This window comes from Vibrio sp. SNU_ST1 (assembly GCF_030563405.1).
Lineage (GTDB): Bacteria > Pseudomonadota > Gammaproteobacteria > Enterobacterales > Vibrionaceae > Vibrio.
The window spans coordinates 709,684-733,277 of record NZ_CP130748.1; the positions used below are offsets into that span (position 1 = coordinate 709,684).

The 23,594-nt window shown below is 44.4% G+C and carries 20 protein-coding genes; 11 read left to right on the forward strand and 9 right to left on the reverse strand.

The window, feature by feature from the left end:
• Positions 1 to 74 precede the first annotated feature (74 nt).
• The gene (gene recB / locus Q5H80_RS03125) at positions 75 to 3,749 is read left to right on the forward strand and encodes an exodeoxyribonuclease V subunit beta (protein ID WP_304568667.1); all 3,675 of its coding nucleotides are present in this window, start codon (positions 75 to 77) and stop codon (positions 3,747 to 3,749) included.
• Positions 3,749 to 5,947 (forward strand): exodeoxyribonuclease V subunit alpha, encoded by a 2,199-nt coding sequence (gene recD / locus Q5H80_RS03130; protein ID WP_369809706.1) that lies wholly within the window; start codon positions 3,749 to 3,751, stop codon positions 5,945 to 5,947. The genes recB and recD overlap by 1 nt, the downstream gene beginning before the upstream one ends.
• Before the next feature lie 101 nt (positions 5,948 to 6,048).
• Here the strand turns inward: recD and Q5H80_RS03135 are convergent, their stop codons facing one another.
• Together Q5H80_RS03135 and argA are read right to left on the reverse strand one after the other, a co-directional pair.
• Positions 6,049 to 6,240 carry a hypothetical protein gene (locus Q5H80_RS03135; RefSeq protein WP_304568668.1) on the reverse strand — a complete coding sequence of 64 codons (192 nt, stop codon included), beginning with the start codon at positions 6,238 to 6,240 and terminating at the stop codon, positions 6,049 to 6,051.
• A 278-nt stretch (positions 6,241 to 6,518) separates the two neighbouring features.
• Positions 6,519 to 7,856 (reverse strand): amino-acid N-acetyltransferase, encoded by a 1,338-nt coding sequence (gene argA / locus Q5H80_RS03140; RefSeq protein WP_304568669.1) that lies wholly within the window; start codon positions 7,854 to 7,856, stop codon positions 6,519 to 6,521.
• Positions 7,857 to 8,017: 161 nt separating this feature from the next.
• On the opposite strand from argA, the gene Q5H80_RS03145 reads away from it, so the two are divergent.
• From Q5H80_RS03145 to csdE, 4 genes are all read left to right on the forward strand, one after another.
• The gene (locus tag Q5H80_RS03145; RefSeq protein ID WP_009848358.1) at positions 8,018 to 8,491 is read left to right on the forward strand and encodes a DUF2850 domain-containing protein; all 474 of its coding nucleotides are present in this window, start codon (positions 8,018 to 8,020) and stop codon (positions 8,489 to 8,491) included.
• Between the two features lie 81 nt (positions 8,492 to 8,572).
• Positions 8,573 to 9,685 (forward strand): murein transglycosylase A, encoded by a 1,113-nt coding sequence (mltA, locus tag Q5H80_RS03150; RefSeq protein ID WP_009848359.1) that lies wholly within the window; start codon positions 8,573 to 8,575, stop codon positions 9,683 to 9,685.
• Positions 9,686 to 9,797: 112 nt separating this feature from the next.
• The gene (tcdA, locus tag Q5H80_RS03155; protein ID WP_304568674.1) at positions 9,798 to 10,607 is read left to right on the forward strand and encodes a tRNA cyclic N6-threonylcarbamoyladenosine(37) synthase TcdA; all 810 of its coding nucleotides are present in this window, start codon (positions 9,798 to 9,800) and stop codon (positions 10,605 to 10,607) included.
• A gap of 103 nt (positions 10,608 to 10,710) precedes the next feature.
• Positions 10,711 to 11,139, forward strand: coding sequence for a cysteine desulfurase sulfur acceptor subunit CsdE (csdE, locus tag Q5H80_RS03160; RefSeq protein ID WP_304568676.1), 429 nt, complete (start codon positions 10,711 to 10,713; stop codon positions 11,137 to 11,139).
• A 66-nt stretch (positions 11,140 to 11,205) separates the two neighbouring features.
• Here csdE and csdA read toward each other — a convergent pair whose 3' ends face one another.
• From csdA to Q5H80_RS03195, 7 genes are all read right to left on the reverse strand, one after another.
• Positions 11,206 to 12,417 (reverse strand): cysteine desulfurase CsdA, encoded by a 1,212-nt coding sequence (gene csdA / locus Q5H80_RS03165; RefSeq protein WP_304568678.1) that lies wholly within the window; start codon positions 12,415 to 12,417, stop codon positions 11,206 to 11,208.
• Between the two features lie 87 nt (positions 12,418 to 12,504).
• The gene (gene panE / locus Q5H80_RS03170; protein ID WP_304568679.1) at positions 12,505 to 13,398 is read right to left on the reverse strand and encodes a 2-dehydropantoate 2-reductase; all 894 of its coding nucleotides are present in this window, start codon (positions 13,396 to 13,398) and stop codon (positions 12,505 to 12,507) included.
• A 110-nt stretch (positions 13,399 to 13,508) separates the two neighbouring features.
• On the reverse strand, positions 13,509 to 14,291 hold the full coding sequence (locus Q5H80_RS03175) for an outer membrane protein OmpK (protein ID WP_304568681.1): 783 nt from the start codon (positions 14,289 to 14,291) through the stop codon (positions 13,509 to 13,511).
• A 575-nt stretch (positions 14,292 to 14,866) separates the two neighbouring features.
• Positions 14,867 to 16,225 (reverse strand): MFS transporter, encoded by a 1,359-nt coding sequence (locus Q5H80_RS03180; protein WP_304568683.1) that lies wholly within the window; start codon positions 16,223 to 16,225, stop codon positions 14,867 to 14,869.
• Between the two features lie 51 nt (positions 16,226 to 16,276).
• Positions 16,277 to 16,825, reverse strand: a complete 549-nt coding sequence (locus Q5H80_RS03185; RefSeq protein WP_009848367.1) for a peptidylprolyl isomerase — start codon at positions 16,823 to 16,825, stop codon at positions 16,277 to 16,279.
• Positions 16,825 to 17,394, reverse strand: coding sequence for a YajG family lipoprotein (locus Q5H80_RS03190; protein WP_009848368.1), 570 nt, complete (start codon positions 17,392 to 17,394; stop codon positions 16,825 to 16,827). Before Q5H80_RS03190 ends, Q5H80_RS03185 begins: the two co-directional genes overlap by 1 nt.
• A 66-nt stretch (positions 17,395 to 17,460) precedes the next feature.
• The gene (locus Q5H80_RS03195) at positions 17,461 to 18,612 is read right to left on the reverse strand and encodes a class I SAM-dependent methyltransferase (protein ID WP_012603366.1); all 1,152 of its coding nucleotides are present in this window, start codon (positions 18,610 to 18,612) and stop codon (positions 17,461 to 17,463) included.
• 174 nt (positions 18,613 to 18,786) lie between these two features.
• Here Q5H80_RS03195 and bolA point away from each other — a divergent pair, with 174 nt between their 5' ends.
• From bolA to Q5H80_RS03220, 5 genes are all read left to right on the forward strand, one after another.
• The gene (bolA, locus tag Q5H80_RS03200; RefSeq protein WP_009848370.1) at positions 18,787 to 19,095 is read left to right on the forward strand and encodes a transcriptional regulator BolA; all 309 of its coding nucleotides are present in this window, start codon (positions 18,787 to 18,789) and stop codon (positions 19,093 to 19,095) included.
• A 519-nt stretch (positions 19,096 to 19,614) separates the two neighbouring features.
• Positions 19,615 to 20,955, forward strand: coding sequence for a Na(+)-translocating NADH-quinone reductase subunit A (locus Q5H80_RS03205; protein ID WP_019823845.1), 1,341 nt, complete (start codon positions 19,615 to 19,617; stop codon positions 20,953 to 20,955).
• A gap of 5 nt (positions 20,956 to 20,960) precedes the next feature.
• A complete protein-coding gene (locus Q5H80_RS03210; RefSeq protein WP_304568690.1) occupies positions 20,961 to 22,205 on the forward strand; it encodes an NADH:ubiquinone reductase (Na(+)-transporting) subunit B in 1,245 nt (414 codons plus the stop codon).
• Entirely contained in the window at positions 22,195 to 22,962 is a 768-nt protein-coding gene (locus Q5H80_RS03215; protein ID WP_304568691.1) for a Na(+)-translocating NADH-quinone reductase subunit C, read from the forward strand. The genes Q5H80_RS03210 and Q5H80_RS03215 overlap by 11 nt, the downstream gene beginning before the upstream one ends.
• Positions 22,962 to 23,594, forward strand: a complete 633-nt coding sequence (locus Q5H80_RS03220) for an NADH:ubiquinone reductase (Na(+)-transporting) subunit D (RefSeq protein ID WP_004735210.1) — start codon at positions 22,962 to 22,964, stop codon at positions 23,592 to 23,594. Before Q5H80_RS03215 ends, Q5H80_RS03220 begins: the two co-directional genes overlap by 1 nt.

Below are 23,594 nucleotides of genomic sequence, written 5' to 3' on the forward strand. Positions count from 1 at the left end.
AGGACGTAAATTGAATGACGTTTTCCACGCTAGGTCACATTTGTAACAACACATTTATCAGAAGGCAGTAAGGCATGACGACCACAAGCAGTGTTCAGGTAATCGCTCCACAGACACTCGATACCATGACGTTTCCACTTCATGGCGCGCGTTTAATTGAAGCATCAGCGGGTACTGGTAAAACATTCACCATTGCTGGCTTGTACTTGCGTCTACTGCTCGGGCACGGCACGGCCGCTCCACAAGGTGATCTGACTGAAGCCACTCGACACCATGAGCCGCTAACCGTAGACCAAATCTTGGTGGTGACCTTTACTGAAGCGGCAACGGCAGAGCTACGTGATCGTATTCGTGCTCGAATCCATGATGCACGGATTGCGTTTGCACGTGGGCAAAGTGACGATCCAGTGATTGCTCCTCTGTTACAAGCCATCGATGATCATGCTGGCGCGGCTCAAACCCTACTTAATGCCGAAAGACAAATGGATGAGGCTGCGGTCTACACCATTCATGGTTTCTGTCAGCGAATGTTGACCCAAAATGCTTTTGAGTCTGGAAGCCGTTTTGATAATGAATTTGTGACTGATGAAAGCCACCTAAAAGCACAAGTGGTTGCTGACTATTGGCGTAAACAGTTCTACCCGCTGCCAATTCAACTCGCGGGCGAAGTGCGAAATATTTGGGGTTCTCCCGCTTCATTATTGGCTGACGTCAATCGTTACCTGACAGGATCTCCGCTAAAGCTAACCGTGGAAGCAATGTCGGGTGACTTACAAACACTGCATAATCAAAACCTAGATAAAGTGAAGCAACTTAAAGCGCTGTGGTGTGAATCTGAAGCGGACTTTTTGGCTTTGATCTCTGGCTCGGATGTGAATAAGCGCAGCTACACCAAGAAGTCTTTGCCGACTTGGTTAGAAGCGGTAACAGCATGGGCGCAGAGCGACACCCATGATTACCAGTTCCCAGATAAATTAGAGAAGTTCTCTCAAGCTACTCTGATTGAAAAAACACCGAAAGGCACTGCACCTCAGCACGCGGTGTTTGAAGCGATTGAGAACTTCTTAAACTCTCCAGCAGATCTAAAAGCTCCATTACTGGCACATGCCATTACCCATTGTCGAACCATGTTAGCCAAAGCTAAACAGCAGAAACAGTGGTTATCGTTTGATGACTTGCTGACTCAGTTATCTGCGTCGATTGATGTCGATGAGCAATCACTGCTGGTGGAGAGAATTCGAACCTTATACCCAGTGGCGATGATCGATGAATTCCAAGATACTGATCCGCTGCAATACAGTATTTTTAGCCGAATCTACCTCGATAACCCGCAGTGCGGCTTGTTTATGATCGGTGACCCGAAGCAGGCTATTTACGGCTTCCGTGGCGCAGATATCTTTACCTATATCAAGGCGAGAAACCAAGTTAGTGCTCACTACACTTTGGGTACCAACTGGCGTTCAAGTGCCGATATGGTCAGTGCAGTAAACCAAGTGTTTATGAATTCGGATAGTCCGTTTATCTACGATCAAGACATTCCATTCTTACCCGTTGCTGCTAGCCCATCGGCTGACAAACGGCAATGGGTGATGAACGGTGAAACTCAACACGCACTGACTTTTTGGCTACAAGCTGCTGAAGACAAGCCATTACCGAAAGGCGAATATCATAAGGCAATGGCTGAGGCGACCGCGAGTCAAATTCAAACCATTCTGACCGCTTCTCAAAATCAACAAGCCTATTTTGATAACGGCAAAAAGCAACATGCCGTGAATGCGGGTGATATTGCTGTCTTGGTTAGAACCGGCAGTGAAGGTCGTTTGATTAAGAACGCGCTCTCTGAACAAGGTATCGCCAGTGTGTATTTGTCGAACCGAGACAGTGTGTTCACCAGCTTGATCGCCCAAGATATTCAACGCTTACTGCAAGCGGTGTTGACGCCTGAAAACGACCGTGCGTTGCGCGCTAGTTTAGCCTCAGAGTTGTTTGCTTTGGATGCCGCATCATTGGATGAACTCAACAACGATGAAGTGGTTTGGGAAAACGTCGTTAACGAATTCCGAGAATATCGTAAGTTGTGGCTGCAACGTGGCGTATTACCAATGCTGCGTAGCGTTATTAGCAAACGCCATCTCGCGGAACGCTTATTAGAAGAAGAAAATGGTGAGCGCTCACTCACAGATTTGATGCACATTGGCGAACTGTTGCAACAAGCTAGGCAGGATCTCGACAGCGACTATGGCTTGTTACGTTGGTTGGCAGAAGCGATATCAGATGCACAAAATGGTTTAGGCGGTAGTGACGACGACATTCAACGCCTTGAATCAGAAAGAAACTTGGTTCAAATCGTTACCATTCATAAGTCGAAAGGTTTGGAATATGACTTAGTATTCCTGCCGTTTGTCGCGAGTTACCGAGAAGCGAGTGAAGGCAAGTTCTACGATCACGAGTCAGATACCACAGTGCTTGATATTACCGGTAGCGATAGCGCATTGGCACAGGCCGATAAGGAGCGATTAGCAGAAGATCTACGTTTGATTTACGTAGCGCTGACTCGTGCGGTTTATGGCTGTTTCATTGGCATGGCGCCACTGCGTAAAGGGCGTTCAACCAAAGAACCGACCGGCGTGCATTTGAGTGCGATGGGTTATTTGGTTCAAAACGGTCAAGAGCAAGGTATTGCTGAATTGCATCAGGCTCTTGCAACCATTGAGGGCAAGAACTCCAGTGTGTTGTTAGCCGAAACACCAACCGCGCATGAGCAAGTGTTTGTGCAAACAGAGCAAGTGAGTGAAGACTTACATGCTAACGAACTCAAGGCTTCAATTGATCGAGCTTGGCGAATCACCAGTTACTCGGGGCTTGTAAAGCAAGGCAGTCACGGTGCTAGTCATGATGCGACCATTGAGGTGTCTGGCTTTGATATTGACTCGGCTGATGAGCAGGATGAGTCTGAGTTAATTGAACCTGAACGCTCTATCTTTACGTTCCCTCGTGGTGCTCGCCCGGGTACTTTCTTGCACACCTTGTTTGAGGATGTTGAATTTACTGAGCCAGCAACCAACGAACATAACACGCAAGTAATTACTCACTTATTAGAGTCAGAGCAATACGAACTAGAGTGGCTACCTGTGCTTCAACAATTGGTCGATACGGTGCTGAACACCGCGTTGGATGGTAAGAACTTAAAGTTAAGCGAGAAAGACTCAACGCAACGATTGGTTGAGATGGAGTTCTTGTTGCCGATCGAAGTGTTAGCGGCATCTGAATTGAATCAAACCATTCAGTACCATGATCCGCTATCAGCAAAAGCCGGTGACCTTGGCTTTCAAACCGTGCAAGGCATGCTGAAAGGCTTTATCGATTTAGTATTTGAGCATCAAGGTAAATACTATGTGCTTGACTGGAAATCGAACCACCTAGGTGATGATGTTGCCGTCTACCATGGTGAAGCATTGAAATCGGCGATGGCAGACCACCGCTACGATCTGCAATATCAAATCTATGCATTGGCACTGCACCGTTTCTTACGCAGTCGCGTAGCAGATTACAGCTATGAGCAACATTTTGGTGGTGTTTATTACTTGTTCTTACGAGGAATGGACGGCCAATCTCAACAAGGTATTTTCTCGGCGAAACCAACACTGGCGTTACTTGATGAAATGGATCAATTGATTGACGGTAAAGTGATAGACAGACGTTCAGCACAATTGAATGACGATGAAACTGGACAGATGGGGCTTTTATAATGACAACGACCACTAATACCAGCATAGAAGCTGCGAACACAGTAAAGCCAGTTTCACTTATTCCTGAGCAACTTATGGATGTACTCAAGTTTCTTGCGGATAAGGGTTCAATTCGTCAGCTGGATTATCAATTCGCCCGTTTTATTGCCCAGCAAGCCACTAGTCACTCTCAAGAGATCGGTTTTCTTGCTGGGGTGGTGAGTCATGAATTAGGCAAAGGGCATATCTGTACTCAGCTTGTTCAAGCGACAGATCTTGCTCAGTTACTTGGTTTGTATGGTGAGACGGCACTGCAACTGAACCAAAAATTGTTAGGTATTGATTGGGCGACGGTACTTCAATCGTCAAACCTAGTAGGTACAACCAATGACTGTGTTAAGCCGTTGATGTTTGATGGGCAGCGTGTCTACTTACAGCGCTATTGGAACTACGAGGTTGTCCTGGCAGACACGTTGAACCGTTTAAGTAAGCCGGTAGAGTTCAATATTGAGCAGAAAAAGGCGCTGACGGGAACACTCAATCAGCTCTTCGCACGCAGCTATCACTTTCTGTTTAACGCTTTAGCGAAGGCTGAAGCAAACCAACAAACGTCTCAGGTATTACGCCAACAGCTGGTGTGTGATCATCTTGATATCGTCGATGAACAATCTTTGAATTGGGGGGCAATCGACCAAGCGATTGTTCAAGCCAAGCAAGTGACTGATTTAGATGTACTGGATAGTCTCATACCGTTATCAGCATGTTTGAACTGGCAAAAAGTGGCGGCAGCGGTGGCGCTGAGTCGTCGTTTTGCAGTGATTTCTGGTGGACCGGGTACCGGTAAAACAACCACGGTAACTAAGTTGCTGTCGGCTATGGTCGAGCAATCACTTAGCCAAGGTAAAACACCGACGATCAAGCTGGTGGCTCCGACAGGTAAAGCGGCGGCGCGTTTAACTGAGTCGATTGGTAAAGCGATTGAACAACTGCCATTAGCACCTGAAGTAAAAGCCAACATACCAACTGAATCGAGCACCTTGCACAGACTGCTCGGCGCTATTCCTAATCGAGCTGAGTTTAGACACAACCGACGTAATCCACTTCACCTTGATATCTTGGTGGTGGATGAAGCATCGATGGTTGACTTATCCATGATGTATAAGCTGGTGGATGCACTCCCTGAACACGCAAGGCTGATTCTGCTTGGGGATAAAGATCAGCTCGCTTCAGTAGAGGCAGGTGCTGTGCTGGGTGATATCTGCTCGTTTAACTCAACAGGCTACAGCACACCCCAAGGTAACTTGATTGCAGAAATGACTGGTTTTGATGCGATCGCTAATGCACAACAAGCAAAAGCTGGGGGTATTAATCCGCCGGCGATTGGAGATAGTTTGTGTATGCTGCAGAAAAGCTATCGTTTCGATGCACGTTCAGGTATCGGGCAGTTGGCAAAAGCGATCAACAACGGCTCTGCGAATCAAGTAGACCAAGTGTTTACCAAAGGTTTTGGCGATATCGAAAACCATCCTCTGTCGAGTGACAGCTATAATTTGATGCTGCGTACGCTAGTCAATGAGTATGGTGCGTATCTCAATCGAATGAATGTACCGTTAGAAGAATTAGAAACTCAAGACGCGAGAGCCAAATCGGTGCTCGATCTGTTCAGCCGATGCCGACTGTTGTGTTCTATTCGTGAAGGTGACTTTGGTGTTAAAGGCCTCAACCACAGAATCGAAAGGGCACTTGCCGCAAGACGCTTGGTGAATCCGCACAATGATGAATTGTGGTATCACGGGCGACCAGTAATGGTAACGCGCAATGATCATGGCTTAGGTTTATACAACGGTGATATTGGTATCTGTATGCTCGAAGCCGATTCAACGACTTTAGAGTCAAATAGTGCGACTTCCGCACCTCGACTTAAGGTGTATTTTGAGTTGCCCGATGGCAGTGTGAAAGCCGTACTACCAAGCCGAGTACCCGATCATGAGACCGCTTATGCGATGACGATACACAAATCTCAAGGTAGTGAATTTGATCTGACCTTAATGATCTTACCGCCAGATTTCAGCCCGATTCTAACGCGAGAACTTATCTATACGGGTATTACACGTGCTAAGAAACGACTGATGATGTTCAGCGATACCAATGTGTTGAAGCGTGGGATTAAGGTGAAAACAGAGCGAGTGAGTGGTTTAGGAAGTCGATTGACCAACTGACAGTCAGTGGTTTTAGTGGCGGTGTTGCTGGAAGTAAAACGACGAAATAGCAGGGTAAATCGTATACACAAAGCAACCATCCGTGGTTGCTCTGAACGCTATCAGGAACCAGTCCCCAAAAACGCTCGAGTAAACGATATATGGTTTATCTTGTATTTTTGTTGGCAATTCAAAATAAACTCTTTTAGATTTTCGCTCACAGGGAACACGCAGTGTACGTCTAACCCTTCTAAGAATTGGTTATCAGCCATATCCCAAAAACTTTGCAGCGAGTTACAAACAATGGTTCTCATATCAATGTTGCTCTTTTGCTGTTTATATTAACGAGCAGACTGACTACTAGCATGCTGATCGTTAACGGGTATAGCAATCCGTGCAGTGACCACCTGAATGTCATCGATTAAACATTCGGCGGCATTCCAATAAAAACGCTTGTCGATATTAATAAAGCGTACAAATTCTATACAATTATGGCTGTGAATGAAAGTGCATATTTAATAAATCTCACATGAGAAACGATTACATTTGCAACAGATCCCTTATTAAAGTGAGATTTTACTCCAAATTTAATTTACACATTTAACGCTAAGATCTTGGAATTCCTTTGATAGTTGTACAGACCTTGCTTTTCCATTGGTAATTCATCAACAGCAATCTCATAAAAACCCTGTTCACGGAACCAATGAAGGCTGTGTGTGGTAAGAACAAAGATCTGGTCGATATCACGAGATTTGGACTGATGACGCATGTAATCCAGCAGTAATTGCCCACGGTTTCCATCTCGGTAGTCTGGGTGAATTGCCACGCAGGCCATCTCTGCCATGTGATCTTCTGGATAAGCGTATAGCGCAGCGCAACCAATGATCAGACCGTCTTTTTCGATGATGGTAAAACGATGGACTTCTTGCTCTAACTGCTCTCTTGAGCGACGAACGAGAATACCTTGTTCTTCAAGAGGGCGAATTAGGTCAAAGATACCACCGATGTCATCAATCTGAGCTTGTCTGACTTGTTCGGCACTCGCCATGACCACTTGGGTTCCAATACCATCAAAAGAGAACAATTCTTGGATCAATGCGCCATCGACTTTGTAGCTGATTAAGTGACAACGAGGCACGCCTGCTCGGCAAGCGGAGATCGCTCCTTTCAAGAAGCGCAGTGTTCCGGTGCTCATGTCTTCGGCGGGGTTCTGGGACTCCGTTAAGCGTTCAAGAATTTGCTTGGCGTCTTTAGGGAAGAGTTCGGCGAGTACATTTCCGCTTTCGTCAGTCACCCCTTGCTCAGAACAAAAGCCAATCAGTTTGTCGGCTTTTAAACGGATAGCAACTTGTGTCGCGACCTCTTCCGAAAGCAGGTTAAAGCTTTCGCCAGTGACTGAACTGGCAATAGGCCCAAGAAGGACGATGGAACCTTGGTCAAGGGTGCGATTGATCCCTTCGATGTCTATTCGACGAATACGTCCGCTGTGGCAGTAATCCGTACCATCATCGACGCCTAAGGGTTGAGCGGTAATGAAGTTACCACTCATCACATTGAGTTGAGTTCCTGCCATTGGGGTGTTGTTCAAACTCATTGAAAGGCGAGCGGTGATCGCAAGTTGCAGTTGTCCAGCCGCCTGCATTGCAACACCTAAAGAATATTCATCTGTGACTCTAATATTTTTATGGTAAGGCGTATGGCAGTCTTGTTTCTCTAACAGTTGGTTGATCTGTGGTCTTGCCCCATGAACGAGAACAATCTTAACCCCAAGGCTATGAAGCAGGGCTATATCACTGATAATGTTGCCAAAGTTTCTATCGGCAACGGCTTCACCTCCCAACATAATCACCATGGTTTTACCACGGTGAGCATTTACATAAGGGGTCGATTGCCTAAAGCCTTTGACTAGCGCCGTGCTTCTTAATTTCACAGAATAAGCCTTCCTTGTTTATTTATTCGATAATTTAGCATTTAAATTCAAATCTGAACAACAACTTTTTGGAATGAAGCGCAAACTATTCTCATCTAGGCTTCGTTTTATAAACTGTCTCAGTGTACAATGCGTACAGCATCCTTATGAGTCGTAAACGAATGCAAAAAAATCCAGTAAGAAAAAGTAAGATTGATGAGATCGCAAAAGGTCTCTACAGTGGAGCAGAGCAACGCAACAAACCTAAATTGAGACGTAAGCTCATTGAACGCAGTTTAATGGTTTTAGCTTTGGTGGGTTCGTTTGCCGTCGCTTCCTTGTTCGCCGATGTGTTTTATAGAGTGCAAGATGCGATAACACCTAATAGTCAAATATATGGAACTTGGGTCGAGCAAGATGTCGCTCGTTATGCTGCGGACGAGTTTGTACTGAGTGAAAATGGTGTGTCAGTGCGAGGCTCTGTTGTGTCGACTCATTTTGATTTTGATGGCAAGTACTTCGAATATAAGGCAGGTAATAAAACGTATCACTTTCGCCTAACGAATTCTGATAAAACAGAAATGATGCTTGTATCGGATAATCACTATAATCCAGTCTTTCGCCTTAAAGGTTATATTGATAACTCAGTTCGATAGGTTATCTTCTTGTAAACTCTTACAAACTAAGATTGTGTTATCTGATCGTTTTTGTCATCCTCGATGCATAGAATATTTAGGATGACTCTTGTGATTAAAAAATGGCTTCCCCTTGTTGCTGCCTCTTTCTTATTTGGCTGTGCTCAACCCACTGATCTTGCCCAACAACACCTTGATGGTGAATTTCCCCGAACCTTAAATAAGGTCGATTTGGTTGAATCTAATAAACCAAGAGACTTCACCGCATTTGCAGAGCAAGCTGAGATGGTGGTTTCTAAATCCCCTTCGATGGCTAAAATCTATGAGCCGCTTTATCAGCAACTCAATGAATGGGCGGTGCTGAGTGGAGAGCCAAGCGAGCTAGCGAATTTTGGCGTTCAAACTGCTCAATTAGGTGGCGGCGATAAGCAAGGCAATGTTTTGTTCACGGGCTATTTTTCTCCTGTAATGGAGTTGCGACATGAAGCAAACGAAGAATATCGATTCCCTGTTTATGGGCTTCCAGAGTGTGATAAAGAGTGCCCAACACGCGAAGAGATCTACAACGGTGCATTAGAAGGCCAAGGTCTTGAGTTAGGTTATTCAGCAAACCGTATCGACCCATTTATGATGGAAGTACAGGGCAGTGGCTTTGTGCATTTCGGAGATGATGACACGCTGCAATATTTTGCATACGCGGGTAAGAACAACAAAGCTTACGTGAGTATCGGCCGTGTTTTGATCGAGCGAGGTTTAGTGCCACGCGAAAAAATGTCATTGAAAGCAATCAAAGAGTGGGTCTTGGCGAACGATCCTGAAGTGGTAAAAGAGCTGCTTGAGCAAAACCCATCTTTCGTCTTCTTTAGCGCGAGAGATGATCTATCCGTAATGGGTAGCGCTGGCATTCCTCTATTACCGATGGCAGCGGTAGCGGGCGATCGCTCTATCTTACCAATGGGAACACCTATCTTGGCTGAGGTTCCGTTACTGAATGCTGATGGTACTTGGAGCGGCGCGCACCAACTAAGACTACTATTGGTTTTAGATACCGGTGGTGCGGTTAAGCAAAACCATTTGGACCTCTACCATGGTATGGGCCCACGAGCAGGAACTGAAGCGGGTCATTACAAGCATTTTGGTCGGGTGTGGAAGCTGGGTCTAGATGGCAGCGCAACCGAAGCGCCTTGGGCTTTGCCTCCTGAAAAGGTCGAGTAAACAACAATAAATGGGGCATTGAAAGCGAATCGCTAATCCCCTAGACTTTTAATTCAAGAGTGCGTATAAAACGCACTCTTTTCTTTTTCTCAGAAATAAATTGGCGGCAACAATGCGTGAATTGACCACTCCAGCTTCAGATAACTATGACCAACGATTTGGTGGCACTCGTCGCCTATATGGCAATAGTGAAGTCGACATACTTAGAGCTGCACACGTGTGTGTGATCGGTATTGGCGGTGTCGGTTCATGGGCTGTTGAAGCGCTTGCTCGTACTGGTTTAGGTGAGCTGACGTTGATCGATATGGATGACGTGTGCGTAACAAACATTAACCGTCAGATCCACGCAATGTCAGGAACTGTCGGTAAGAGTAAAATCGAAGTGATGGCTGAGCGCGTTAAGCTGATTAACCCTGAGTGTAAAGTTAACCTGATTGACGATTTCATCGGTCCTGACAACCAAGCTGAATACCTGTCGAAAGAGTTCGATTTTGTTCTGGATGCGATCGATAGCATGAAAGCTAAGGCTTCTTTGTTGGCGTATTGCCGTAGTAACAAAATCAAAGTAATCACCACTGGTGGCGCGGGTGGTCAAATCGATCCGACGCAAATCAAAGTAGCCGATCTGACCAAGACGATTCAAGATCCGCTAGCAAAGAAGCTAAAAGATACCCTTCGTCGTCATCATAACTTCCCTAAGAACCCTGCGCGTAAGTTTGGTATCGATTGTGTGTTCTCGACTGAGCAACTTAAGTACCCACAAGCTGATGGCAGTGTATGTGCTGCGAAAGCGACAGCGGAAGGTCCAAAACGTATGGATTGTGCGACGGGTTTTGGTGCCGCGACAGTGGTAACCGCGACTTTTGGTTTTGTGGCTGTTTCGCGTATCGTAGAAAAGCTGATTCAAAAGCATTCTAAATAGCCGCTTATTAGTGGCGAAATAGCAGCTTATTAGTAGCGAAATAATTAGTTATTAGAGACCAAACAGCAACCGATTTACACCTAACAACCTACTGGATACTAAAATGACCACATTCCCAAGCTCTCCATTCGGCAAAGAAATTACCAGTGATGAGATTGTCGCGAAGATGCAGACATTCAGCGGCTGGGAAGACCGTTATCGCCAGGTGATTCAGTGGGGAAAAAAACTACCTAACATGCCTGATGAACTGAAAAGTGAGCAGGTTGTAGTGTCTGGTTGTGAAAGCCAAGTGTGGTTAGTTTCTCAGAATATCGATGGTGTTTGGCATTTTTGTGCTGATTCTGATGCGCGTATCGTTCGCGGTCTAATCGCATTAGTGATGGCTGCGTATGATGGAAAAACATCAGAGCAGGTTCAAGCGTTCGATATTGATGGTTACTTTGAACAAATCGGTTTAATTACCCACCTTAGCCCATCTCGTGGGAATGGATTAAAAGCGATTGTTGCTCAAATCCAAGATCTAAGTGCTTAACATCTCTTAGGTACACAGAAAAAAGGGTTGACGCTAAACGCCAACCCTAAATAATTTCGTCACACCCTAAAGCATATCAACGGCTTTTTCTATTGCAGTTATGAGCTTTTCAACATCATCCATGTTGTTGTAAATACCAAATGAGATCCGTACAGTCCCTTTTACATTGAGTGCATCCATTAATGGGTGCGCACAATGGTGGCCAGCGCGAACTGCAATACCTTGTTGATCTAATAGAGTTGCAATATCTTGATGGTGAACACCGTCCATCACAAAAGTTATCACACTTGCGTTGGGTTGATACCCCAAAACCTGAATATCATCCAGTTGACTGAGTGCAAGGTAGGTCTCGTGCTGTAGCTGATGGATGTGATTTTCGACATCTTGCTGTGCAAAACCACTTAACCATTTAATTGCGGTACTTAATGCTATCGCTCCCGCCACGTTTGGCGTGCCAGCTTCAAATTTCCCCGGAAGTTCAGAAAATGTGGTGCCAGAGAAAGAGACGCGCTCAACCATTTTACCACCGCCATGCCAAGGGGGCATCGCTTCGAGCAATTCAAGTTTGCCGTAAAGCACCCCAATGCCAGCAGGGGCGTAAAGCTTGTGTCCTGAGAAAACGTAGAAATCCGCACCTAAAGCCGCAACATCAACGGGTTCATGCACAATACCTTGCGCTCCATCTACCACAACAATCGCATTCATCTTGTGCGCTTTCTCGATCACTTCTTCAATGGGCTGACGAGAACCAGTCACATTAGTTATCTGAGCCAGAGCAACAATCTTGGTTCGATCATTTAAAAGAGCGTCAAAGGCAGTAAGATCAAATTCGCAATCTGACGTCATCGGTACTTTTACGACTTTCGCTCCGGTTTGTTCTGCAACAATTTGCCAAGGAACAATATTAGCGTGATGCTCCATTTCGCTGACTAATATCTCATCGCCAGGCTGGAGGATGCTTCTTGCGTAGGTTTGAGCGATCAGGTTGAGTGCTTCAGTGGCACCGCGAGTCCAAATGATCTCTTTTGAAGAACTTGCGCCGATAAACTGAGCGACCTTATCTCTTGCGGCTTCAAATTGACTGGTCGCGTTCGCTGTTAAGCTATGACTACCACGGTGAACATTGGCATTTTGTTTGGAGTAGTACTGGCTAATGGCATCAATAACCACCTGAGGTTTTTGTGTCGTTGCCGCGCTGTCTAAATAAATCAACGGTTGTTGATTGATGGTTTGTGATAGCGCAGGAAACTGCTCTCGGATGTGATTGATATCAAGCATCTATTCTTACCTAAAATCTTGGAAATTGTTGCTAGCGTTATGCTGAGCGGTATCGTTATTTTATCGCGACTTGTTAATCGTTGCTGACTAATCTTGATGATTCCAGCTATTTTCTCGTTCTTTAACCTGCGTAAACAGCTTTTGGTTAACAGGAACTTCTATCTTATGCTTGAGTGCTGTGTTTATTAGGTGTCCTGTTATGAAGTCGATCTCTGTCTTACGTTGGTAAAACATATCTTGCTTCATGGATGAGTTGTTCTGCGCCGTGGCTTGGATAACGTGTTTTACGCTTGCTTCCAATTCATCGTATGAACAAGCGATCCCTTCGGCTTGCATAACCTGCCTGAGCTCTTTAACTATAGAACTCAAAATATCCTCAAACCTTTTATCTGCAAGCTCGCCATTCTTGATTTGTTCTAGCCCGGTTAGCGGGTTGATCGCACAATTGATGGCGAGTTTAGTCCATAGCGCCGTTTTTATTTCAGGATTCCAACTCACGGCAGGTAAGGCATGTTCCAACACATCAACTAAAAAAGTGCACTGTTGACCCTTGAGGTTAAAAGCACCCAATTGAGTTTGTCCTAACCCTGTGTGACAAACGTTATTCTTGTCGGGCTTGAATGCGGCTTGGGTGGTGGTGGCTAGTACTACCGGCTGATCATTAATTTGAGCCGCTATCTGATCAACTGCGCCCATTCCGTTATGCATGAACATGAGAATGGTATCAGAGTCGATATATTGAAGTAACGGAGTGGTAGCTTCTTCTACTTGCCAAGCTTTGACTGTGAAGATCACTAAGTCACTCGCTGATAGCTTTTCGATATTATTGTTACTGAAGGAAAGGGAGGTTTGCTCATCAAGTGATAGGTCTCTCGAGTTGTCAGAGGAGCGACTCCACAAAGAGACATTATGACCAGCTTGAAGTAGTTTTATTGCCCATAAAGAGCCGATAGCCCCAGGCCCAACAATCGTGATGTTCACAGCAATACCGAGATGAGAAAGTGATGCTGCAAGGATAGCGAGGCATTAAATGAAAGCAATAAAAAATGGCACCCGAGGGTGCCATTTTGGAAACTTTCTTAGAGGTTCAATTAGAACTTGTAAGTTACTGCAACGTAGTGACCAAAGCCTGTTGATTTGAATCCATCAGTATCTTTAATACCGTAGATGTCTTTGTAACCTTTTAGGCCATAACCAACAGCGAAACGATCTGAGTGCCAGTAGATACCATTGTACATTGCACCACCGTTACTTGCAGAAGAGTACTTGTCTTCCAGACCAAATTGGTAATCGATGTAACCTTGGTAAGAGATGAATGAACCGTTTTCGAAGAAGTAGAAAGGTTTAAACCAGTTTGCAGAAACTTGGTAACCGTTCCAATCTTTCTTGTTTGAATCGTATGTACCGTAAAGGTTTAGGCCAATTTTGCCTAACCACGGAACCATTACGTCAGAACCCAAACCAACTTTTTGAGTGTTAACGCCAGAGTTACCACCCCATTCCATAAGTGTAGATACGTAAAGCTCTTGAACTGGACCAAAAGAAAGATCTTTACCTGTTAGTCCATCAATAGACATGCGAGGCGCAAATTTCATGAACATCTTTTCAGACTTTGCTTTATCGCTGCTTGAGTCTGACGTTAGGTTGAATACGTCAACGTAACCGTAAAGATCGAAGATTCCAGAGCGACCGCCAAATTCCATCTCTAGGTAATCATGAGTTGATTCGCCCGGAAGTTCGTCAATAGCACCCATAAGGTTGAATTGCATCCATTTGTAATCGTTCTTATGGATGTCGCCGTCAGAATAATCAGCTGCCATTACAGGAGCAGATACTGCTGCAAGTAGGCCAAGAGTTAAAAGTGATTTACGCATAATGGAACTCTCTATGTTTGAAATAAGTAACCCGCTAATCCGTGCGTGTTTATGATGTCCGAATGCCGAGCATAATAGCGATTTTGTTCTCAAATAAAAGTGAGACAGAGTGAAAACTATGATTATTATGGTGAGTGCGATCACACTAACGTTCTAAATGATGGAACTTTAAAGTTGCTATGCATCTTGATGAATCCCCACTTCTATTGATTTTGTGAAATTCGATTATTTTGTGTATAAATTGGTGAAATACCGCTCTAAGCAAACGATTCCACCAAAAATTGTGATATGTATATCAAAATCAACAGTATTTCTTTCTAAGCATTTTCTCGCAAAAAATGACTCATTCAATCCTGTCTTTGATCCACTTTAGGCCGACTTCGTACTGATGTTGGAATCTATTAATGAATGACTATAGTCTGAAACTTAAAGATTGTGTGGATGGTTTTTGTCGCACGGAGGGGAATAACTTGAACTTAATTGTGAGTGGTGTAACCGACTCGTTCTATTACATTTTGAGGCCTAAAGTAAAAGAGGGTAGCTCAGTGCTACCCTCTTCTGTTTTGCTTTCTTTTTTATTCGTGGTTGTTTTTCGCTTTTTCTAATAAATCAGTGAAAAAGTGGCGTAGCGAATAGAGCATAATCAAACTCGGAATCACCATTAATGACGTCAGTATAAAGAAGGTTGACCAATCATTGAGGTAATCGACGAGCTCGCCACTGAATGAAGCCAGTGTTGTTCTACCGAAATTACCTAAGGATGCTAATAAGGCATATTGCGTCGCTGAGAAAGCCTGACCAGTCAGTAAGGTTAAGAAAGAGACAAATGCTACCGTCGAAAAGGCGGTTGTGAAGTTGTCGACAATGATAGTTGCCAAGAACAGAGTTTCACTAGGGCCAGCCTGAGCTATCCACGCAAACATTAGGTTGCTGGCTGCCATCGCTATGCCGCCAATCATCAGTCCGCGAACTATACCGAATTTCACATTGAAGACACTGCCTAGCAAGGTGAAGAATATCGTCGCGCCCCAACCGATTAACTTAGAGTAGTGGCCAATCTGTTCATTGCTAAAGCCTATCTCTTTATAGAAGGTGATAGACATTCTACCTAAGAAGGCTTCACCTATCTTAAATAGGAACACAAACAGTAGAAGGGTGATGGCAACTTGAACTCCGTTTCGTTTGAAGAAATCATAAAACGGTTCTAGCACTGTAACGCTGAACCAAGCGACGACTTTTGAACCCACAACTCTGTTGTGACGTTGTTGTGCTTGCTCTTGTAATGCTTCACGTTGTGTATTGGGTTCTCCGACAAAAAGAGTAAACAGCATTAACACGATAACCACACCAGCCATGCCGTAATACACACCATTCCAACCGATTGAGTCAGCATTGATAAAAGCGAGATAACCTGGAAGAGAATAGCCCGTCCACCATCCCATCACGGCCATTGCGGATGCTTGTGGCAACTTTGATGCTTCCGATTTTGGAAATGAATCAATACGGAAGGCATCAATGGCGACATCTTGAGTTGCAGAGGCGATAGCTATTCCGAGAGCAAGCATAGAGGTGAACATCAAGTCATTGGCTGGGTTTACTCCAGCAATGAACAGGGTACAGATCAATACCAAGCTTTGGCACAAGAATATCCAACTGCGTCGTTGGCCTAATATCGCGTGTAAAACTGGCAGTTTGACTCGGTCTACCAACGGTGCCCATAGAAAGTTAATAGCATAGACAGCAAACACACTGCCGAAATAACCGATCGCAGCACGAGTTAAACCGGCATCTTTTAGCCAACCAGACATGTTGGATCCAATTAGAACCCATGGGAAGCCACTCGAACAACCGAGCATAAACACCCAAAGTAGACGTTTATCTAGGTAGCTGCGGAAAGTTTGCATCCAAGAAAGAGAGGGGGTGCCTGATGACATGGGGCGTCCTTGTATAGAAAACGCCCTTAAGAATAAGGGCGTTACATTGGATTACTTAAGAAGGGTCACTTTAGTGATGACGATTGGGTCGACAGGAATGTCTGACATGCGGCCCATTCGTTTGGTTGGAATTGTTGCCATCTTCTGAACAACGTCAAAACCATCTGTTACTTTACCAAACACAGCGTAACCAGGATTACCGCCTTTCGCGTTTAAGAAATCGTTGTCTGCAAAGTTAATGAAGAACTGGCGAGTTGCAGAATCTGGTGCATTGGTGCGAGCCATTGCGATCGTTGCAGTATCATTCTTAAGGCCATTGCTGCCTTCATTTTTGATAGGCGCATAAGTTGCTAATTGCTTCATATCTTGATCGAAGCCACCACCCTGAGCCATAAAGCCCGGGATCACACGGTGAAACTGAGTGCCTTCGTAGCTACCGTCAGCAACATATTTCAGAAAGTTATCAACACTAACCGGAGCTTGCTCTTGGTTTAGCTCGATAGTGAAGCCGCCTAATGTCGTTTCTACGTTCACTTTAGGACCAGCCCAAACGCTCACGCTCACCAGCATCAATGCAATAGAAGATAGAATGCGTCCCATTAGAAACGTTCCTTCATGTAAGTTTGCAGCTCTTGGTCATTGGCAATCTCTTTAAGAACTAAGTCGATAACATCGTTTAGTACCATTGCGATATCGTCATTTGATGCACTTAATGCACCTGTGCGAGTTGCTGTACCATTGAATGTCTTAACTAGCTTGCCTTCAGGCGTTTCAGCGGTTACTTCAAGTGTTACTTTACCATCCATTTGGTTTTCCATGATGGTGTGCTTGACGGTAACGAGAGCTTCTTGAATCTCTAAAACAATTGAGTTTTCACTGTTTACGCTTGCACGAAAACCTTGAGACTCCAATTGTTGAGCAATAGCGTTTTCTAGAGAAATACGCATGTTTTGCTTAGCGTGAATTGGCTGAATGTTTGAACGGCCACTATCAACCAATGCAACATATTGAGCGGCGCGAACATCTTTACTGGTTAGTGTGTATGTTTTGCCTTGTACAAGGTTGCTTGAGCTTAGTGAAGCTTCTGGCATTACGTTGATCTGTTCTTGCTGAGGGGCTGAACATGCTGTCAAAGCCAAAATAGAAGCAGCCAAAATCAGTTTTTTCATTCCTTTATCCTTTCTAAATTCACACCAGGAGCTCGGTATCTTAAATTCTTGTGACGTCGTTTCTGCTTATTTATTAAAATTCGCAGGTTCTCTTGTTGCTTGTAATATCTCAAATTTCTGGTTTAGTTCAAGCGTTTCAACGTTTGCTTCACCAAATAGTCTTGCTAGTTTGACATCGTATCCGAGGTGTCGGTTACCAATAACAATTAATTTGCCTCCGTTGCTAAGAACATGCTTTGCATCACAGAACATTTGCCATGCAATGTGATCTGTAATCGCTTGTTGTTGGTGGAATGGAGGGTTACACATAACTAAGTAAGTGCTGTTTTTCTTAAAACCATCTAAACAGTTATTGGCGATGAACTGGAAATTACCTTCTTCGCCAAGGTTATCTTTAATATTTTGGCGCGCTGATTCCACTGCCATAAAGCTTTCATCAACACAGGTGATACGCGCTTGTGGGTTTAATTGCCCAGCTTTTACACTCAATACACCGTTGCCACAACCTAGGTCGATAATATGACGCAGTTCAGGATCTTGAGGGATGTGCTCTAGCATATAGCGAGCGCCTTGATCGAGTGCCTCGCCTGAGTAAACGTTCGGTAAATTTTTCAGGCGAATATCTTCACCGTCTACATCCCATTCAACAAAAGGTTCGACCGTTTGAATCGGCTGACAATTTGGTGAAGAGAAAACCAAGCGATGTTTCTTCTTCGCTAGAGAAGTTTTGGTTTCACCTAGGTACTTTTCGAAAATATTAAGTGTAGATGTGTGGATATCTTTTACTTTGTTGACACCGATGACTTGGCAGCCTTCTGGCAACGCTTGGCGTAGTTGGCTCAATTGCCATACTAGATGACGGTTTGTTTTCGGTAGTTGCATGATCACAAGATCGATACCGTGTGGGATATCATCCATCGTATTCAGGAAGTTCACACGGTTACTTTGATTGCGCTGCAAGTTTTTTAGCGCACCGCGATGAGAGATAAACGAGTCGCTCATCATGGTGACATCATGATCTTTAGAGAACCATGCCGACAGGGCACCAAAGCTATCGTTCATGATCAGGATGTGTTTGCCAGGTTCAAGATTCATCTCTTCAACGTGACTAATAATGTATTCGTCGCCCGCATCCCAAGCTTGAAGGGTTTCATTTGAACGGTTGGGGAAACGATGTAAGGTCAAAGTTCTATCGAGAAGAGTAAGTTCGGTTTTCATAGCTTGAGATACTTATGTAAGAAATAACAACGATATTGTCTCAAATGCAGCCTGAACAAGATAGAAAAAACTCAACCAAACCTAAGTCGTTCGTTATGAAATACTCAGACAGTCGACCAGTTAGGGTTTATACTTCCCCCACAGATAATGCCAATACGTTATTAAGGAATCATAATGATCCAAGAAGTTATCGAAACAAAATTGCACAATGAGTTTTCACCGAGTCATTTAAACGTGGTCAATGAGAGCTACATGCACAATGTTCCGGCTGGTTCTGAGAGTCATTTTAAAGTGATTGTTGTCAGCGATGCGTTTGAAGGTTTGCGCCTTATTGGTCGTCATCGAGCGGTAAATAAAGCACTTTCAGAAGAGCTAGCGAATAATATTCACGCACTATCTATTCACACTTATACAAAAGATGAATGGATGAAGCAACTCGATAACGTGCCAGACAGCCCTATGTGTATGGGCGGTGGTAAGTAATAAAACTAACTGATAGAAGAGGTGGCGATGCTGCCTTTTTTATCGCCAGGCTGATCTGTTTTTAGGGTTTATATCACTCAAATTGATGTCAAATTAGGCGTCTTTAAATACCTACAATGAGTAATGTTTTTATTAACAGTGTTTCAACATAACTCGTAAAATATTAGTTTGTGACAGAGTATTAATCTCTTGTTTAAAACACGATTCAAAAGCCATTTTATCTGTGCGGCTCGTCAAATTTATACATATTTGAGAGTCCATATGCTTCAAATCTCACCAAATTAAGGCCGTATTCAAGTTATTGGTCATGGCATCAAGTTGTCAAAAAATGCTAGAATACGGCACCTGATAAATCTCACATAATCTTTGTGATGAGTTTATTAATGTAATGTTGCGATTTTGGTATCTCAAATTTACCAAAACCGGACACTGTAATGTCGTGTCTAAGGGCGATTTTAAAACGTCCCGAATTTACGCAATTAAAAGAATCTTTTTCCCGATAAAGTAGTGCAAGTGCGTATGATTACAATAAAGAAGGGTTTGGATCTTCCTATCGCAGGAACTCCATCCCAGGTGATTAATGATGGTAAGTCCATCACTAAAGTCGCCTTGCTTGGCGAAGAGTACGTTGGTATGCGTCCTACGATGCATGCTCGCGTTGGTGATGAAGTGAAGAAAGGCCAAGTTCTTTTTGCAGATAAAAAGAACCCAGGTGTTGTATTTACTTCTCCAGCAAGCGGTAAAGTTATTGAAGTGAACCGTGGTGCTAAGCGTGTTCTTCAATCAGTAGTGATTGAAGTAGCAGGCAATGAGCAAATCACGTTCAATAGCTATGAAGCTAACCAACTAGTAGGCCTTGACCGTGAAACGGTTAAAGCTCAGTTAGTTGAGTCTGGCGCATGGACCGCTTTGCGAACTCGTCCGTTCAGCAAGGTTCCAGCAGTTGATTCTGAAACTCAGGCTATTTTCGTTACTGCTATGGATACTAATCCGCTAGCAGCTGAGCCAGAATTAATCATTAACGAGCAGTCTGATGCTTTCGTTGCTGGTTTAGATCTTCTTTCAACTCTGACTAACGGTAAAGTGTACGTTTGTAAAAAAGGTACTAGCTTACCTCGTTCAGCTCAGTCTAACGTTGAAGAACATGTTTTTGATGGCCCACACCCTGCAGGTCTTGCAGGCACGCATATGCATTACCTATATCCGGTAAATGCACAAAATGTAGCGTGGAGCATTAACTACCAAGATGTTATCGCATTCGGTAAGCTTTTCCTTACTGGTGAGATTTACTCTGAGCGTGTTGTTTCTTTGGCTGGTCCAGTGGTGAATAACCCACGTCTAGTTCGTACTCAAATTGGTGCTAGCCTTGAAGAGTTGACAGACAGCGAGTTAATGCCAGGCGAAGTTCGTGTGATTTCTGGTTCTGTACTTACGGGTACTGAAGCAACAGGTCCACATGCTTTCCTTGGTCGTTACCATCAGCAAGTTTCTGTTCTACGTGAAGGTCGTGATAAAGAGCTATTCGGCTGGGCTATGCCTGGTAAGAACAAGTTCTCTGTTACTCGTTCATTCCTTGGTCACCTGTTTAAAGGTCAGTTGTTCAACATGACAACGACGACAAACGGTAGTGACCGCTCAATGGTTCCAATTGGTAACTACGAGCGCGTAATGCCTCTAGATATGGAACCTACATTGCTGCTTCGTGATCTATGTGCAGGCGACATTGATAGTGCTCAAGCACTTGGTGCGCTAGAGCTAGACGAAGAAGATGTAGCATTGTGTACCTTTGTATGTCCAGGTAAGTACGAGTACGGTCAACTACTTCGTGAATGCCTAGATACGATTGAGAAGGAAGGGTAATTTTCATGGGCCTTAAAAAGTTTCTTGAAGACATCGAGCATCATTTTGAGCCAGGTGGTAAACACGAGAAGTGGTTTGCGCTTTACGAAGCAGCAGCGACAGTGTTTTACACGCCAGGTCTTATCACAAAGAAAAGCTCACACGTTCGTGATAGCGTTGATTTAAAACGTATCATGATCATGGTTTGGTTCGCGGTATTCCCAGCAATGTTTTGGGGTATGTATAACGCGGGTGGCCAAGCTATCTCAGCACTTAACCATATGTACGCAGGCGCTGAACTAGCATCTGTTATCAGTGGTAACTGGCACTACTGGCTAACCGAAATGCTTGGAGCCTCCTTAGGAGCCGATGCAGGTGTTGGCAGCAAGATGCTACTTGGTGCGACATACTTCCTACCTATCTACGCAACGGTATTCATCGTTGGTGGTTTCTGGGAAGTTCTGTTCTGTATGGTGCGTAAGCACGAAGTAAACGAAGGCTTCTTTGTTACTTCTATCTTATTTGCGCTTATCGTTCCGCCAACGCTTCCTCTATGGCAAGCAGCACTAGGTATTACCTTCGGTGTTGTTGTTGCGAAAGAGATCTTCGGTGGTACGGGTCGTAACTTCCTTAACCCTGCACTTGCTGGTCGTGCGTTCCTTTTCTTTGCATACCCTGCACAGATTTCAGGTGATGTAGTTTGGACTGCTGCAGATGGTTTCTCTGGTGCAACTGCTCTTAGCCAATGGGCTCAAGGCGGCGGTAGCGCACTAATGAACGTAACATCTGGTGAAGCAATCACTTGGATGGACGCATTCATTGGTAACATCCCAGGTTCTATCGGTGAAGTATCGACTCTAGCGCTTATGATTGGTGCTGCGATGATCGTTTACATGCGTATCGCTTCATGGCGCATCATTGCTGGTGTAATGATCGGTATGATTGCTGTGTCTACGCTGTTCAACGTGATCGGTTCTGATACTAACGCAATGTTTAGCATGCCTTGGCATTGGCACCTAGTTCTAGGTGGCTTCGCATTCGGTATGTTCTTCATGGCGACTGACCCAGTATCAGCTTCATTTACCAACAAAGGTAAGTGGTGGTACGGCATCCTAATCGGCGCAATGTGTGTAATGATTCGTGTAGTTAACCCTGCATACCCAGAAGGCATGATGCTTGCGATTCTATTCGCAAACCTATTTGCTCCTCTGTTTGACCACGTTGTAATCGAGAAGAACATTAAGCGGAGACTAGCGCGCTATGGCAAGTAATAACGATAGCATTAAAAAGACGCTGTTTGTTGTTATCGCATTGAGCCTAGTGTGCTCAATCATCGTTTCAACAGCTGCAGTTGTTCTTAAACCTAAGCAGCAAGCTAACGCAGTTCTGGATCAGCAAACTAAGATCCTTGAAGTTGCGGGTATTGAGCTTGCAGGTGATATCCCAGCACTCTACGCAGAGAACATCGAACCTCGTCTAGTTGATTTCGCTACTGGCGATTTCGTTGACGGCGATGCTGCTGCATACGACCAACGTAAAGCGGCAAAAGATCCAGCTCAGTCAATCAAGCTTTCAGCTGAAGATGACATCGCTAAGATCATTCGTCGTGCTAACACGGGTACTGTATACCTAGTGAAAGATGGCGTTGAAACTTCTAAAGTTATCATCCCTGTTCACGGTAACGGTCTATGGTCAATGATGTATGCATTCGTTGCGGTAGAAACTGATGGCAACACAGTTTCTGGTATCACTTACTACGAGCAAGGTGAAACTCCTGGACTTGGTGGTGAAGTTGAGAACCCAACTTGGCGCGCTCAATTCGTTGGTAAGAAATTATTCGACGAAAACCACAAACCTGCTATTCAGGTTGTTAAAGGTGGCGCTCCTCAAGGTTCTGAGCACGGTGTAGATGGCCTTTCTGGTGCAACACTTACTAGCGTTGGTGTTCAACATACATTTGACTTCTGGTTAGGTGATATGGGCTTTGGTCCGTTCCTAGCAAAAGTTCGTGACGGAGGTCTGAACTAATGTCTAGTGCAAAAGAAATTAAAAAGAGCATCTTAGCGCCTGTGTTGGATAACAACCCAATCGCGCTACAGGTTCTTGGTGTGTGTTCTGCTCTTGCGGTAACCACTAAGCTAGAAACTGCATTTGTTATGACTATCGCGGTAATGTTCGTTACTGCTCTGTCTAACTTCTTCGTTTCTTTAATCCGTAATCACATTCCTAACAGTGTGCGTATCATCGTTCAGATGGCAATTATCGCATCATTAGTAATCGTGGTAGACCAAGTGCTTAAAGCATACCTATACGATATCTCTAAGCAGTTATCTGTATTCGTTGGCCTAATCATTACTAACTGTATTGTAATGGGTCGTGCTGAAGCATTCGCAATGAAGTCTGCTCCAATCCCATCGTTTATCGACGGTCTTGGTAACGGTCTTGGTTACGGTTTCGTTCTTATCACTGTTGGTTTCTTCCGTGAGCTTCTAGGCTCTGGCAAACTATTTGGTATGGAAGTACTACCTCTAGTGAGCAACGGTGGTTGGTATCAGCCAAACGGCTTGATGCTTCTAGCACCTTCAGCATTCTTCCTGATTGGTTTCTTGATTTGGGCAATTCGTGTGTTCAAACCAGAACAAGTAGAAGCGAAGGGGTAA